Origin of the sequence: Glycomyces sp. NPDC047010 (assembly GCF_040644205.1) — a bacterium.
Classification (GTDB): Bacteria; Actinomycetota; Actinomycetes; order Mycobacteriales; family Micromonosporaceae; genus Glycomyces.
In genome coordinates, this window is sequence record NZ_JBEYVY010000003.1 from 208,668 (window position 1) to 223,376 (window position 14,709).

The window sequence follows — 14,709 nt, forward strand, 5'->3', positions numbered from 1 at the left end:
GCCGGACGGCAGCGGTGACGCGCTCGGACGGGGGCGACGATAGGTCCGGTACCGGGCAAATGCCATAGAGGCTACCGGCGAGTAAGGAAACCCCTTGCCACCTGGGTTTCCGCGGATCGGACCCGGTTTTACCTGGGGATTTTCGCCCCTAGGTTTGCCCAGTGCATTTTCGCAAGATCATCGAAGGCGTGACCGGTCCGGTCCGGAGCGCCGCCGCCGCGCTCTCCCAGCGGCTGTCCTTCCATGACGAGACCGGCGAGCACCACCGCTTCCGCCGCATCGCCACCGTCGGCCTCGCCGCCGCCGTGTTCACCGGCTCGGGCGCCACCGCCGCCTGGGCGATCTCGAACACCGACGAGCCGGTCGAGGAGACCGCCGCGGTCGAAGAGGTCCCGGCCACCACCGAGGAGGCGACCACCGAGGAAGCGGCCCCCGCGACCGAGGAGCCGACCGAGGAGGCCACCACCGAGCCCGTCCCCGAGCCCGTCGTGGAGGAGACCACCGAGGAGCCCGCCGGGCCCGTCGACATCGACGTCTCCGACATCGACGACGAGCAGGAGGCCAACGCCGTCACGATCATCGAGACCGGCAAGGACATGGGCTTCGACGAGCAGGGCTGGGCCGTCGCCCTCGCCACCGCGATGCAGGAGGCGAAGCTCTACAACGCCGCCTCCGACTCCGTCCCCGAGTCCTGGGACTACACCGACTCCTCGGTCCACTACGAGGACCACGACTCGGTCGGCATCTTCCAGCAGCGCACCTCGATGGGCTGGGGCTCGGTCGAGGAGCTCATGGACGTCTCGACCTCCGCGAGCAAGTTCTACGGGACCCTTGAGGACGTCGACGGCTGGGAGAGCATGTCCATCGCCTCCGCCGCCCAGGCCGTCCAGGTCTCGGCCTTCCCGGACTACTACGCGCAGTGGGAGGACCTCGCCTGGTCCATCATCGACGCCTACGAGAGCGCGTCCTAAAAGCTATTCCTCCTCCCGACGGAACGGGCCTCGCGATCTCCACATCGCGAGGCCCGTTCCCATTGGTGCGGGGGCCTTTCGGGGTTGGGGTGGGGCGGTGGGTGGGGTTCGTGCGGGCGGCGACGATGGGGTGGGTGGCCGGGTGAGGTTGGGTCGGTTGCCTTGGGGCGGTGGGTGGTTGGGGCGCGGGCCGCGGGGCGGAATGTGAGGGCATTGTCAGCTTGTGGGTGATGACAGTGGGGTTGGTGCGAGAGAGAATTGTGGTACGCACAAGGATATGGAAATCGTACAGGTGTCGGGCGGTGTAAGCAGACTGAGCCAAGCCTCTGGCCGACCGGCAGACCATACCGATTCCGAGGCGTGCAGGCCCTGCTGAGGGACTGTTCATCTCAACCTCAAGTGCTATCGGGACCCGCAGCAGTCGACCGCCCTTCGGGGAGACGGTGATCGGGCGGCAGACCCCCGGGAGGGATCACCCCGACCGGAGGCAGTGCTCCTTACGAGGCACATGACCGGAACGCCATCGCGACCCATCAGGCCGAGACACGCCGCACCGTGCGAGCGCGGGTGAGTGGGCAGTGCCGCAACCGGCCGGGCATTTGAGGACCCGGCACCGCGACACCACCTCCGCACACGCACGCACACCGCAGCCAGGGGCCTATCCGGACCACACCCTCCAGGAGGTGACACACCATGGCGACCACGACCACCGCCTCCGGCGGCGCATGCCCGACCGAGTGGCATCGGCTGCCCGGACTGCGCAGTTCAGGCTGCGGTCCTTCGGATTCAGCGGTGATGCCGACGGTGGTCCGTTTGGAGGAAACCTGAGAAATCCGGGGGTTGGAGCGGGCTGGTGGGGCGGGTGCGTTGTAGGACGTGCACAACTGATGCCGGTTTTGTTCGGTACAGGATTTGACAGGCCCAGCACACTGTGCACATGACGACGTACAACTGCCCCCGCTGCGGGCGCCCCTCGACGGCCGCCGGGTGCGCGGCCTGCGGGCGCGGCCCCGAGCCGCTGCTTCAGCGGCTCGGCGACCTCGACGCGGTCCTGGCGTCGATGCCCACCGCCCTCACCAGCCGCGCCGCCGTCGAAGCCGAGCGGATCGAAGTCCTCGACGGCCTCCGCGACGTCGCCGCCGGGTACCTCGCCGAGGCCGAGCGGCAGGCCCAGGCCGCTCCGGCTCCGCAGGCGCCGCCGGTGTCACCGGTATCGCCGATGCCGCAGACGCCGCAAGTGGCGCAGACGCCCGCGAACGGCTTGGCGCAGGCCGCCCCGGTCGCGAGCCCGGCCGCTCCCGGCGCGCCGACCACCGCCGGCTCGCCCGCGCCCGGTACGCCCCAGCACGGGCAGCCGACCGCCCAGCCGTCGCAGCCGCATACGCCGCCCGGCGGCGCCCCCGTGGCGTCCTACCTCCCGCCGCCTCCTTCCCCTCGCGGGGAGGTCGGGAACAAGACCGTGCAGACCGTGCTGCTGAGCCTCGGCGGGCTGCTCGTCGCCGCCGCGCTCATCATCTTCACGGCCGTGGCGTGGCGGAACATGGGGAACGGCGGCCGCGCCGCGGTCCTGAGCGTCGCGACGATCCTGCTCCTGGCGATCCCGTTCCCGTTCAAGCGGTTCAAGCTGTGGGCCACCGCCGAGACGTTCGGCGCGCTCGGCGCACTCGCCCTGTGGTGCACCACGCTCGCGGGCTACTACCTGTACCGCCCGCCGGGCACCGACTTCGGGCCCGACACCGTCGCGGCCTGGACCGCCGGGGTCCTCGCCGTCCTGGCCGCCTACCGCGGCGCCTCCCGGCTCAGCGCCACCAGCTGGGCCATGCTGCCGCTCGCCGCCATCGGCGCCTCGTACGCCGCCGCCAGCGGCCTCGGCCTGGCCGTGCTCCTCATGCTCACCATCGCCCTCGCCCTCGGCCTCGCCGCGTGGCTGACCGCCCGCTTCCCCGGGCGCTTCACCCGCTCCGACCTGTGGGCCTCGCGCCTCCTCACGTGCGCCGCGGTCGTCGCCGCCTGCTCGGCCGGCCTGCGCGCCGCGTTCGGGCTCGACGACCCGGTGGTCCCGACCGCCGCGGCGGTCGTCGCGCTCCTGGCCGCCGCGAACCTCGTGGGCATCGGCTTCGCCCGCCGCCTGCGGGTCACCGGCACGCCGATGCTCATCGCGGCCTCCGCGGCCGGGTCGCTCGTGCTGTGCGCGTGGACCCTCGCGATCCGCTCGGGCTCCCCGGAGCTGATCGTGCCGTCGCTGGCGCTCCTCGTCGCCGCCGTGATCCCGTTGGCCACGTTCGGGTCCCGCGACGACACGTGGGCCTTCACGCTCGCGCAGGCCGCCGGGCTCGCCTCGCTCGCGGCGATCGCCGCGGTCGCGTTCGGCGCCCCCGACCTGAGCGCCTACTTCGTCGCGTTCCTCCTCGCGCGCCTGGTCGCGCCGCTCCTCGGCGAGCCGCTGGGCGAACCGCTCAAGCTCGCCTCGTACCTCACCGGCGCCGGGACGGCGCTGGCCGCGTCGATCACGGCGATCACCGGCATCGGGGTCCTGTGGTCCGGGGACGAGCCCGCGGGCCTGTTCACGTGGGAGGTCCCGATCGTCCTGGTGGCCTTGGGCTTCGCCTCGGTGCTCCTCCCGGCCCGGTTCCGGGCCGAGGGGGCGGCGCTGGCGGTGACGTTCGCGGTCGTGTCCGCGTCGATCCTGGTGTGGGCCGGGGACCCGGAGCGGTGGGACGCCGTGCCGTTCGCCGGATTCGTGCTGTGCGCGGTCATCGGGCTCGTCGCGGCGTTCGCGTCCCGCACGCTCGGCGGCCGGTGCGCGGGCTGGGTCGCCATCGCCGTGTGGTCGGGGGTCGCCGCACTGACCGCAGTGGACACCGCGAGCCTCGATCCTGGGGAGGGGGCGATCCCGTTCTGGCTCACCGTCACCGCAGCCGCCATGCTGGTCGTCGCGATCGGCGCGCCGCGCCGCTCCAGGCCCGACCGGGTCCTGGGGGTCGTGCTCGCGCACGTTCTCGCGGGGATCGCGGCCTTCGCGGGGCTGTGGGCGTGGGTCGAGGGGCTCATCGGCTCCTCGCCGACCCGGTACCTGTTGTCCGCGCAGATCGGGGTGTACACGCTCGCGCTCGTCGGCGCGGCGCTCATGGCTCCGGTCCGCAAGTGGGGCTACGTGATCGCGGCCCTGTGCACCGGCACGCTCGGCTGGTGGGCGCTGCTGGCCGCGGAGAGCGTGACGACCCTGGAGTTCTTCACCGGCCCGCCCGCCGCGATCCTGTTCGCCATCGGCCTGTGGCGCTTGGAGAAGCGCCCGAACGCCGGGTCGTGGGCGGCCCTCGCCGCGCCGATCGTCGTCGGCATCGGGCCCTCGCTGCTGCTGGCGCTCGGGGACGGGGAGCCGGCCCGCCGCGTCGGCGTCGGCGCCGCCGCGATCGCGGTCATCATCGCCGGGCTGGGGCGCCGCTGGCAGGCGCCGCTGGTGCTCGGGTCGATCGCGCTCGCGGTCCTGACGATCAACGAGCTGACGCTGGTGTGGCACTACATCCCGGTGTGGATCCCGCCCGCGATCGGCGGCGTGGTCCTCATCGGAGCGGGCGCGACGTTCGAGAAGCGCCGCCGCGACCTCGCCCGGATCAGGCAGGGTCTGAAAGCGATGCGGTGAGGATGCAACCGTCGGGCGCCCCGCGGCGTCTGAATGAGTAGCACCGGGCGCGGCGGTTCCACCAGGACCGCCGCGCCGCTTTCGTGCTCAGAGCATTAGTGGTGGTGGTGCGCGTCGTCCTCGCCGCGGCGGTGGACCTCGGCGGCCAGGCGCTCGGCGATCGCCGCGGGCGTGAGCCCCAGGTCTTCGAGCAGCTCGGCGCGGGACCCGTGCGGGTGCCAGCCGCGCTCGACGGCGAAGTCCACGAGCGGGATCTCGTCGCCCGTGGCCGAGGCGTAGTCGCGCAGGGACTGGGCCAGCGCGTCGCCGAACCCGCCCGTGCGGATGCCGTCCTCGACGGTGGCGACCAGCGGGTACTGGCCCGCGAGCTTCACGAGCGCCTCGGGGACCGGGGAGATCCAGCGCGGGTCCACGACGGTGGCGCGGATGCCCTGGGCCGCAAGGAGGGCCGCGGCCTCGACCGCGGTGCCCGCGAGGGAGCCGCAGGCGACGAGGAGGAGCTCGTCGTCCTCGTGCTTGACGAGCACGTCGAGTCCTTCATGGACGTCGACGGCGGTGATGTCCTTCTCGGGCACGGCACCAGTGGGCCAGCGCAGCATCGTCGGCCCGTCGTCCACGGTGAGCGCCTCGGCGAACTCCTCGCGGAGGGTGGCGGCGTCCCGCGGCGCGGCGATGCGCAGGCCGGGGACGACGCGGAAGATCGAGGTGTCCCAGATGCCGTAGTGGCTGGGCCCGTCGGGGCCGGTGATCCCGGCGCGGTCGAGGACGAACGTCACGGGCAGCTTGTGCATGGCGACGTCGAGGACGGTCTGGTCGAACGCGCGGTTCATGAACGTGGAGTAGACGGCCACGACGGGGTGCATGCCGTTCATGGCGAGGCCCGCGGCGGAGGTGACGGCGTGCTGCTCGGCGATGCCGACGTCGAAGACCCGGTTCGGGTGCAGCTTCATGAGCTTGTCGACGCCGGTGGGGCCAGGCATCGCGGCGGTGATCGCGACGAGTTCGGGGCGCAGGTTGGCCTGGGCGACGAGCTCGTCGGCGAACACGCCGGTCCAGCGGCGCTTGGAGGAGCCGACGGGTTCGCCGGTGATGGGGTCGAACGCGGGCGGGGAGTGCATCTGCTCGGCCTCGTCGGCGCGGGCGGGGGCCCAGCCGCGGCCCTTCTCGGTGAGGGCGTGGACGATGACGGGGCCGCCGAAGCCCTTGGCGCGCTCCAGGGCGACGGTGAGTTCGCCGAGGTCGTGGCCGTCGACGGGGCCGACGTACTTGATGCCGAGGTCGGAGAACATGCCCTGGGGGGCGAGGGCGTCCTTGAGGCCGGTCTTGGCGGCGTGGAGGCCCGCGTAGGCGGCGCGGCCGAACATGGGGATGCGCTCGACGAGCTCCTGGATCTTGCGGAGCGCGGGCTCGTAGCCGGGGTTGAGGCGCAGGGCGGAGAGGCGCTTGGCGAGGCCGCCGACGGTGGGCGCGTAGGAGCGGCCGTTGTCGTTGACGACGATGACGAGCTTGAGGTCGTCGCGGGCGGCGATGTTGTTGAGGGCCTCCCAGCACATGCCGCCGGTGAGGGCGCCGTCGCCGACGAGGGCCACGACGTGGCGGTCGGAGCCGGAGATCGCGTGGGCCTTGGCGAGGCCGTCGGCGTAGGAGAGGGACGTGGAGGCGTGGGAGTTCTCGACGAGGTCGTGGGGGGACTCGGCCTGGCTGGGGTAGCCGGTGAGGCCGCCGCGCCCGCGCAGGCCGGTGAAGTCGCCGGCGCGGCCGGTGAGTGCCTTGTGGACGTACGACTGGTGGCCGGTGTCGAAGACGACCTGGTCGTGCGGGGAGTCGAAGACCCGGTGGATCGCCATGGTGAGCTCGACGACCCCGAGGTTGGGGCCGATGTGGCCGCCGGTCCTGGCGACCGCGTCGACGAGGAACCGGCGGAGCTCGTCGGCGAGCTCGGGGAGGTCGTCCTCGTCCAGCGACTTGAAATCGGCCAGTGCGCCGATGCTCGACAGCAGCGGGCCCATCTCGGGTTCGTCGTGCGGGTTCATAACGCGGAAGTCTATCCGCGGCACCGCCCGGAGGGAACCTCCGCGAGGGCCGCTGGGACGTGTCTCATGGGCGTGCGGGGGCCGTGATCAGGGAGTCATTCCGGGCCCGGGGGGCGGTCACGGGCCGCACGGGCGGCGGTCACGGCGGCACGTGTCCGGCCGGGTCGGCGGCCGGGCACCGGAAATTCATCCGAAGGGGGGACATCGAGCGTGACTGTCGGAAAGCGGTCAGTCCCCGAAAGGGACACGCCGCGCGAATGCCCGGCCCCTCCGTGATCCAAATGTGATCATCCCAACATGGACCTCATCGACCTGCACCAGAACACGGAATGGCCCGCGCGCCTCGATCAGGTGTTGAGCTCCTCCCCGGTGGACTGGGGCGACCGGCGCGAGAGCGTGCGGGACGTCTCGCCGGGGCTGGCGCGGCTCCAGCGGATGTCCGCGGTGCCGCGGTTCGACCTCGACGCGGTGGACCCGGAGGTCTACGAGGGCATCCTCGTGGACGCGCTGGCGGCGGCGGCCCGCGGGGGCGCGGTGTACACGGAGCTGCGGCTGCCGCAGGAGTCGGTGGTGTACCCGCAGTTCATGGAGCGGTTCGAGGCGGCGCGGGAGCGGGTGGCGGAGGACTACCCGGAGTTCGACGCGGGCGCGGTGCTGAGCATGAACCTGTGGGACCCGATGCTGCGGGAGCTGTGCGACGCGTTCGTGGACGCGGCGGCGGCGGGCCTGTCGGGGGTGGAGATCATCTACGTCCCGTATGCGGCGGAGGCGGACTGGACGCGGGGCAGGGTGGTGGCCGAGGCGGCGGGCGCGGCGGGGCTGGGCGTGACCGTGCCGGCGGGGGCGTTCAACGCCTCGAACCTGGCGTCGCTCGCGGAGATTGAGCAGATCGGGCGGATCGGGCACGCCGTGGGGGCGGCGACCGACCCGGGGGTGATGCGGCTGCTGGCGGACCGGGGCGTGACGGTGGAGGTGTGCCTGACGTCGGCGGTGGTGCTGGGGATGGTGCCGGCGCTGGAGGCGCATCCGCTGCCGCGGTTCCTGGAGGCGGGGATCGCCGTGGTGCTGGGGACGGACTCGCCGATGCGGATGGGCACGAACATCGCCGGCGAGTACGAGAAGGCGCGGGGACTGGGGCTGAGCGACGCGGACCTGGCGGAGCTGACGCAGCGCGCGAAGGCGTCGCGGCTGCCGTAGGGCCGCGGCGGGAGGTCACGGCACGGCCTCGGAGGGGTCTCCGCACGGTCTCAATTCTGTCGAATGTCTGTTTGTAGACAATCAAACTGGAAACAATCATAAGCGGATTATCACGGCTTTTACCTGCAGGAACATCGGGCCGCAACGTCCCGTGTCGATCTTCTCACCCGCTGCTCGGGGTTGAAAAACCACAGTTGTTGACTACCGTTGCAGGGGTTGCCGCCCCCGGATGACGACCCGCGCCGTGCCCCCTCCCCCAAAGGCCGCGGGCATGAAAGGAAGCAATGCCAGCGATCGAAGTGGAGTCCCTGTACAAGGTCTTCGGCAAAGGCGCGAAAGGCGCCGTAGCCCAGCTCAAGAGCGGTGTGCCCCGCGACGAGCTCGCCAAAGGCGTCACCGCCGCCGTCATCGACCACAACTGGGCCATCGAGCCCGGTGAGACCTTCGTGGTCATGGGCCTGTCCGGGTCCGGGAAGTCGACCCTCATCCGGATGCTCAACGGGCTCATCAGGCCCACCGCCGGGTCCGTCCGGATCGGCGGCGAGGAGCTGAGCACGCTCTCGCACCCGTCGCTGCGGCGCCTGCGCCGCGAGAAGGTCTCGATGGTGTTCCAGCACTTCGCCCTCCTCCCCCACCGCACCGTCGTCGAGAACGTCGCGTTCGGCCTGGAGATCAAGGGCGTGAACAAGACCGACCGCCTGGAGCGCGCGAGGGAGGCCGTCGAGCTCGTCGGCCTCGCGGGCGACGAGGGCAAGCTGCCCGCGCAGCTCTCGGGCGGCATGAAGCAGCGCGTGGGCCTGGCCCGCGCGCTCGCCGCCGACACCGAGATCCTGCTGATGGACGAGGCGTTCAGCGCCCTCGACCCGCTCATCCGCCAGGAGATGCAGGACCAGCTCCTGGACCTCCAGGGCAAGCTCGGCAAGACCATCGTGTTCATCACCCACGACCTGAACGAGGCCATGCGGATCGGCGACCGGATCGCCATCTGCGACGGCCGCGTCAAGCAGCTCGGCACCGCCGAGGACATCCTCATGCACCCGGCCGACGAGTACGTCGCCGAGTTCACCGCGGACGTCGACCGCACCCGCGTGCTCACCGCCGAGGCGGTCATGGAGCCGTGCGGCACCCGCGACACCTCCGCGTTCCCGAAGGTCGAGTCCGACGTGCCGGTCAACGAGCTGTACGAGTCCGTGCTCAGCTCCAAGGCGCCGCTGCTCGTCGTCGACGACAACGCCGACCCGCTCGGCGTGGTCACCCCCCGGTCCATCATCAAGTCGCTCGCGCCCGACCCCGACGCCGTCGGCAACCCCGAGCAGGAGGCCCAGCCCGCATGATCGAGTACCTCCGCAACTGGCTCTGGACCTACATCTGGAAGCCCCTGCCCGACATGCCGTTCGGCGACTGGATGGAGACCTTCATCCGCTGGGCGCGGGACGCCTGGGCCGCCGGGTTCGACGCCGTGTCCACCGGCCTGGAGTTCCTGTACCTGCAACTCGCCGACGGGTTGCTCTGGCTCCCTTCGGGGGTCATGGTGCTGCTGTTCGCCGCGGCCGCATGGGCCGCGAAGGGGTGGAAGCTCGGCGTCGGGATCGGCCTGGGCATGTTCGCCGTCGCCTGGACCCCGTACTGGGAGCAGACGATGCAGAGCCTCTCGATGGTCCTCGTCGCCGCCGTCATCGCGATCCTCCTCGCGATCCCGCTGGGCATCGCCGCCGCCGAGAACCGCACGTTCTCCGCGATCGCGCGGCCGGTCCTGGACTTCATGCAGACGCTGCCCGCGTTCGTGTACCTCATCCCCGTGGTGATGCTCTTCAGCGTCGGCGTCGTGCCCGGCATCATCGCCACCATCATCTTCGCGATGCCCCCGGGCGTGCGGCTCACCGAACTCGGCCTGCGCCAAGTCGACCGCGAGGTCGTGGAGGCCGGACAGGCGTTCGGCGCCTCCCCCGCGCGCATCCTCGTGCGGATCAAGCTGCCGCTCGCGCTGCCCACGATCATGGCCGGGCTCAACCAGGTCATCATGCTCGCACTGTCCATGGTGGTCATCGCGGGGCTCGTCGGCGGCGGCGGCCTCGGCTCCGTCATCTCCGGGTCCCTGGGCCGCCTCGACATCGCCGCCGGGTTCAACGCCGGGCTCGCCGTGGTCCTCCTCGCGATCTTCCTCGACCGCGTCACGCAGGGCCTGTCCGACCGCACGCCGGTGGCCCGCGCCGCCCGGCTCGCCCGCTAACGCACTCCCGAAAGCCGAACGCCCCCCAGAAGAATGCGCGCCCGTGCGCCGGAAAGCAGGAGACATGCAACGACGTTCGATCATGAAGGGCGCCGTCGCCACCGGCGCGACCGCCTCCCTGGCCCTGGCGGGCTGCTCCGTCGAGGAGGAGCCCGGCGAGACCGGGTCCGAAGGGGTCGACTTCGGCCTGGCCAAGGGCGAGGGCGAACTCGTCATCGGCTACATCAACTGGGACGAGGCCGTCGTCGCCACCGAGCTGTGGCGCCAGGCCCTGGAGGCGTCCGGGTACACCGTGACGACCCAGGAGTTCACCGAGGCCGGGCCGCTCTACGAAGGCCTGTCCACCGGCGACATCGACCTGTTCCTCGACACCTGGCTGCCCATCACCCACGCCACCTACATGGAGACGTACGGGGACCAGCTGGAGCAGATCGGGACCTGGAACGAGAACGCCTCGCTCACCGTCGCCGTGCCGACCTATGTGGACGTGGACTCGCTGGAGGACCTCAACGCCAACGCCGACCTCTTCGGCGGCCGCATCGTCGGCATCGAGGCCAGCGCGGGCCTCACCGAGGCCGTGCAGAACAGCTCGATCCCGGCGTACGGGATCACCGACCTGACGCTGGAGACCTCCTCCACCACGGCGATGCTCACCGAGCTCGACTCGGCCATCGCCGCCGAGGAGCCCATCGTGGTCACCCTGTGGCAGCCGCACTGGGCGTACGCGAAGTACGACCTGAAGAACCTCGCGGACCCGCAGACCACGCTCGGCGAGGCCGAGACGATCAACATCGTGGGCCGCATCGGGTTCACCGAGGAGTTCGCCGACGTGGCCGGCGCGCTGGGGACGTTCGCAATGGGCGACGACCAGCTCGCGGACCTGGAGAACCTGGTGTTCGCCGAGAACGGCGGCGACGTGCAGGCCGGGGTCTCGGCGTGGCTCAAGGACAACGAGTTCAAGGACCTGATCGCCTAGGGGCGGGTCATGCCCGCGCGCGGCGCCGCGGCTCCGGGGCATTGGGGGCCCCGCGGCAGGAACGAGGACTGAGCCGCCTCCAGCCGAGGCGCTCGCGCGCGCAGGCCGTACGCGGCCCGGCCGACCGCCCCCACAGGCGGCGGCCCCCGGTGCGGGACCGGCCGATCCCCGGTCCCGCACCGGCACAGTCCGCAGACGTTCGTTTGTATTGAAATATGTTGATGGGTCGGTTACGATGTGACTCGGCAACCGGTCTCCGGACCGGCGGCCGCAAGGTTGGCGGTGGCATTCCCCGGCATCGCGCACCGCATGGCGCATAGGAGCACCATGTCGTTCCACAACCGTGACAAGTCCATCCGGCCCGACGACCCCGCCCCGGCGGGGACGGGCCTCGACCGGCGGCGCCTCATCAAGGGCGCCGTGGCCGCGGGCGGCCTCGCCGCCGCGGGAGCGGGCGGCCTCGGCCTCGCCGCCGCGCAGGAGACGTCCACAGAGGACGTTTCTACTCTGGCGGTCCACCCGGGCCTGCTGCACACCCAGGCCGACTTCGACCGCATGAAGGCGAAGGTGAACGCGGGCCTGGACCCGTGGCTCTCGGGCTGGAACAAGCTCATCGCGAACTCCCACGCCCAGAGCACCTGGACCGCGCGACCCACCTCGGTCATCATCCGCGGCGGCGACGGCCAGAACTACCCCCAGCTGTACAACGACATCGCGGCGGCGTACCAGAACGCGCTGCGGTGGCGGGTCGCCGGGACGACCGCGCACCGCGACAAGGCGATCGAGATCCTCAACGGATGGTCGAACACCCTGACGGCCGTGAACGGCAACGCGGACCGGTTCCTCGCGGCGGGCATCTACGGGTACCAGCTGTGCTGCGCGGCCGACATCGTGCGCGGCCAGTCCGGGTTCGACCTGGGCGCGTTCCAGGACATGATGACGAGCATCTTCCTGCCGATGAACAACTCGTTCCTCACCAACCACAACGACGCGTGCATCACGAACTACTGGGCGAACTGGGACCTCTGCAACATGGCGTCCAAGCTCGCGATCGGCCTCATCTGCGACGACAACGCCATCCGGGACCAGGCGATCGACTACTTCTGGAACGGCGAGGGCAACGGCTCCATCGAGAACGCGATCCCGTTCGTGTACTCCGGCGGGCTCGCCCAGTGGCAGGAGTCCGGGCGGGACCAGGGGCACTCGATCATGGGCATCGGCCTCATGGCGACGTTCATGGAGATGGCCTGGAACCAGGGGATCGACCTGTACGGCGCCAACAACAACGCGTTCGCGAAGGCCGCGGAGTACGTGGCGCGCTACAACCTCGGGAACACGGTGCCGTACACGACGTACAGCTGGGGCACCGGCCAGAACTGCGCCTACAGCGAGCAGACGGTCATCGGCTCGGGCGGCCGCGGCCAGGCCCGCCCGGTCTGGGAGATGGTCTTCCACCACTACACGGCCCGCAAGGGCTTCGCCATGCCGAACGTCGGCTCCATGGCGGGGACCAACAGCCCTGAGGGCGGCGGCGGGGACTACGGCACCACCTCCGGCGGCTTCGACACCCTCGGCTTCGGCACCCTCGCGCACGTCCGCCTCACCTGGGCGGAGATGCCGACGAACCTGAAGCCCTTGGGCTAGTGGCGATGCGGCCGGGTGCCGGGCACCCGGCCGCACGGGACGCGAGGGCCCTCCGCCTCGACGGGAGCCGGTAGCATCCCCGGGCAGGACCCGCCTTCAGCCCGGCCCCGCCGGCGCTGCCGACGAGCTAGGAGACCCGTTGTTCGGCATGCTCGCCCCCTGCCCGTCCCGCACCCCCGACGACCTCAAACCCCGCTGGATGGGCCACTTCTGCGGCCTGTGCCTCGAACTGCGCGACGACGCCGGGCACCTCGCCCGCCTCACCACCAACTACGACGCGCTCGCACTCTCCGTCCTCGTCGAGGCCCAGCTCGACGCCTCCGACTCCCGCGACGCCGGGCCGTGCGCGCTGCGCGGGATGCGGCGCCAGACCGTCGCCACCGGCGCCGGTCCGCGGCTCGCCGCGACGGCCTCGCTGCTGCTCGCCTCCGCGAAGCTGCGCGACCACGTCGAGGACGGCGACGGCATCGCCTCCCGCCCCGGCGCCCGCGGCCTCGCCGGAATGACCGCGGACCGGCTGCGCGCCAAGGCCGTCGGCCTCGGCGAGTCGATCGGACTGGACGTCGAGCCGCTCGTCGCGGCCATCGCGGGCCAGCGTGAGGCCGAGGCCGCCTGCGGCACGGGCACCGCGCTCACCGACATCACGGCCCCGACCGAGGCGGCCACCGCCGGACTGTTCGCACACGCCGCGGTCGTCGCCGGCCGGCCCGAGAACGCCGGGGCGCTCCGGGCCGCGGGCGCGGCGTTCGGGCGCCTGGCGCACCTGCTCGACGCCGCAGAGGACTTCGACGAGGACGCCGCGAAAGGCGCGTGGAACCCGCTGGCCGCCACCGGGACCGGCGTCGAGGGCGCGCGGCCCCTGGTGCGCGGGGCGCTCGCCGACCTGCGGGCGGCACTGGAGTCGGCGTCGCTGCTCGACCGGACCATGACGGGTCTGCTGCTGGAACGCTATGCGCACCATGCGGTGTCGCGGACGTTCGGTTCGACCTGCGCGACCTACCCGGCCGCCGAGCGGCGCGAGTACCGGCGCTACCGGGAGCGCCGCCGCGATCGCAGGGACTACTACGACCACGACCGGTACCGGCCCGAGCCGCGGAACTTCTTCGCGGGCCTGTGCGCGTTCACCGTGCTGTGCTGCACCTGCCAGATGTGCTGCCGCGAGCGGTACGAGGGCCCGTGGTCCCGGCGGCCCCGCCAAGGGTGCTGCCGGGACGGATGCGACTGCTGCGAATGCGACTGCTGCCCCTGCGGGTGCGACTGACGCAGGGCCGCAGGCGGGTTCAGCGCGGCGGCTGCGGCCAGTTGTGCTGGCTGGAAGGGCCGGGCTGCTGCGGGGGCTGGTAGCCGTACGGGGGCTGTGCGGCCGGGCCCGCCGGGTCGCGCCACTGCGGGGGCGGGGCCTGCGGTGCGGCCGGGGGCGGGGTGTCGGCGCCCTTCGGGCGGTTGCCGGGGCGGTCCTTCAGCCAGGCGCGCACCGGCTTCGTGAACGCGAGCACCAGGATCAGCAGGGCGGCCGTGATCTGGAGGATCGCGGGCACCACCGTGAACGGGTTGAAGACCCGGAACAATGCGAGGAGCGCCAGTACCCCGAGTCCGATATAGATCGGGAGACGCGGATCGTCAGTGCCGAAGCGGCCCAGGGCCTCCCGGGCCACGGCCCAGATGAGGACGAGGTTCACCGCCGCGGCGATGACGCCGAGGGCGACGCTCAGCCCCACGGAGCCGGTGAGGCCGAGCAGGGTGGCGACCACCGTGGCGGCCAAGTGGATCCACAGGGTCTGGAGGATCACCGTGACCTGCCGGGGCCGGTCGTCCTTCGCGAGGACGCCCCAGCGCTGCCCCCAGGAGGGCGGCGGCGGCAGGACCGGGCCGGACGGCTGCCCGTACTGGACCTCCCCGGGGTCCTGCGGCCGGTACTGGAAGGCCGGGCCCTGCGGCGGGCGGTTCGGGTCGGGTGCGGGCCCGGAAGTAAAGGGAGAGTTGGTCATCGATCGGCTCCGAGGAGTGCTTTCTGC

At 71.8% G+C, this 14,709-nt stretch carries 10 protein-coding genes; 8 read left to right on the forward strand and 2 right to left on the reverse strand.

The features are described from left to right. Nucleotides 1–161 precede the first annotated feature (161 nt). Both AB0A65_RS07390 and AB0A65_RS07395 read left to right on the forward strand, forming a co-directional pair. Nucleotides 162–971, forward strand: a complete 810-nt coding sequence (locus tag AB0A65_RS07390) for a hypothetical protein (protein ID WP_359947775.1) — start codon at nucleotides 162–164, stop codon at nucleotides 969–971. Between the two features lie 937 nt (nucleotides 972–1,908). After that, on the forward strand, nucleotides 1,909–4,614 hold the full coding sequence (locus tag AB0A65_RS07395; protein ID WP_359947778.1) for a hypothetical protein: 2,706 nt from the start codon (nucleotides 1,909–1,911) through the stop codon (nucleotides 4,612–4,614). Nucleotides 4,615–4,709: 95 nt separating this feature from the next. Here the strand turns inward: AB0A65_RS07395 and dxs are convergent, their stop codons facing one another. Beyond that, nucleotides 4,710–6,647 (reverse strand): 1-deoxy-D-xylulose-5-phosphate synthase, encoded by a 1,938-nt coding sequence (dxs, locus tag AB0A65_RS07400; protein ID WP_359947781.1) that lies wholly within the window; start codon nucleotides 6,645–6,647, stop codon nucleotides 4,710–4,712. Nucleotides 6,648–6,944: 297 nt separating this feature from the next. Here dxs and AB0A65_RS07405 point away from each other — a divergent pair, with 297 nt between their 5' ends. The 6 genes from AB0A65_RS07405 (at nucleotide 6,945) to AB0A65_RS07430 (ending at nucleotide 13,955) form a co-directional block, all read left to right on the forward strand. Then, nucleotides 6,945–7,844: a hypothetical protein gene (locus AB0A65_RS07405; RefSeq protein ID WP_359947784.1), complete on the forward strand. Its 900-nt coding sequence runs from the start codon at nucleotides 6,945–6,947 to the stop codon at nucleotides 7,842–7,844. 284 nt (nucleotides 7,845–8,128) lie between these two features. Further along, nucleotides 8,129–9,178 (forward strand): glycine betaine/L-proline ABC transporter ATP-binding protein, encoded by a 1,050-nt coding sequence (locus AB0A65_RS07410; protein ID WP_359947787.1) that lies wholly within the window; start codon nucleotides 8,129–8,131, stop codon nucleotides 9,176–9,178. Beyond that, nucleotides 9,175–10,074, forward strand: a complete 900-nt coding sequence (locus tag AB0A65_RS07415; protein ID WP_359947790.1) for an ABC transporter permease subunit — start codon at nucleotides 9,175–9,177, stop codon at nucleotides 10,072–10,074. Before AB0A65_RS07410 ends, AB0A65_RS07415 begins: the two co-directional genes overlap by 4 nt. 64 nt (nucleotides 10,075–10,138) lie before the next feature. Next, a complete protein-coding gene (locus AB0A65_RS07420; protein ID WP_359947793.1) occupies nucleotides 10,139–11,050 on the forward strand; it encodes a glycine betaine ABC transporter substrate-binding protein in 912 nt (303 codons plus the stop codon). 327 nt (nucleotides 11,051–11,377) lie between these two features. Then, nucleotides 11,378–12,694 carry an alginate lyase family protein gene (locus AB0A65_RS07425; protein WP_359947796.1) on the forward strand — a complete coding sequence of 439 codons (1,317 nt, stop codon included), beginning with the start codon at nucleotides 11,378–11,380 and terminating at the stop codon, nucleotides 12,692–12,694. 148 nt (nucleotides 12,695–12,842) lie between these two features. After that, entirely contained in the window at nucleotides 12,843–13,955 is a 1,113-nt protein-coding gene (locus AB0A65_RS07430) for a DUF5685 family protein (protein WP_359948683.1), read from the forward strand. Between the two features lie 19 nt (nucleotides 13,956–13,974). Here AB0A65_RS07430 and AB0A65_RS07435 read toward each other — a convergent pair whose 3' ends face one another. Next, nucleotides 13,975–14,682 (reverse strand): hypothetical protein, encoded by a 708-nt coding sequence (locus AB0A65_RS07435; RefSeq protein WP_359947799.1) that lies wholly within the window; start codon nucleotides 14,680–14,682, stop codon nucleotides 13,975–13,977. Nucleotides 14,683–14,709: the final 27 nt, after the last annotated feature.

Bases quoted from the DNA above. Each gene is read 5' to 3' on its own strand.
- AB0A65_RS07395 (WP_359947778.1), top strand. From the start codon at position 1,909: ATGACGACGTACAACTGCCCCCGCTGCGGGCGCCCCTCGACGGCCGCC.
- dxs (WP_359947781.1), bottom strand. From the start codon at position 6,647: ATGAACCCGCACGACGAACCCGAGATGGGCCCGCTGCTGTCGAGCATC.
- AB0A65_RS07405 (WP_359947784.1), top strand. From the start codon at position 6,945: ATGGACCTCATCGACCTGCACCAGAACACGGAATGGCCCGCGCGCCTC.
- AB0A65_RS07410 (WP_359947787.1), top strand. From the start codon at position 8,129: ATGCCAGCGATCGAAGTGGAGTCCCTGTACAAGGTCTTCGGCAAAGGC.
- AB0A65_RS07415 (WP_359947790.1), top strand. From the start codon at position 9,175: ATGATCGAGTACCTCCGCAACTGGCTCTGGACCTACATCTGGAAGCCC.
- AB0A65_RS07420 (WP_359947793.1), top strand. From the start codon at position 10,139: ATGCAACGACGTTCGATCATGAAGGGCGCCGTCGCCACCGGCGCGACC.
- AB0A65_RS07425 (WP_359947796.1), top strand. From the start codon at position 11,378: ATGTCGTTCCACAACCGTGACAAGTCCATCCGGCCCGACGACCCCGCC.
- AB0A65_RS07430 (WP_359948683.1), top strand. From the start codon at position 12,843: ATGCTCGCCCCCTGCCCGTCCCGCACCCCCGACGACCTCAAACCCCGC.
- AB0A65_RS07435 (WP_359947799.1), bottom strand. From the start codon at position 14,682: ATGACCAACTCTCCCTTTACTTCCGGGCCCGCACCCGACCCGAACCGC.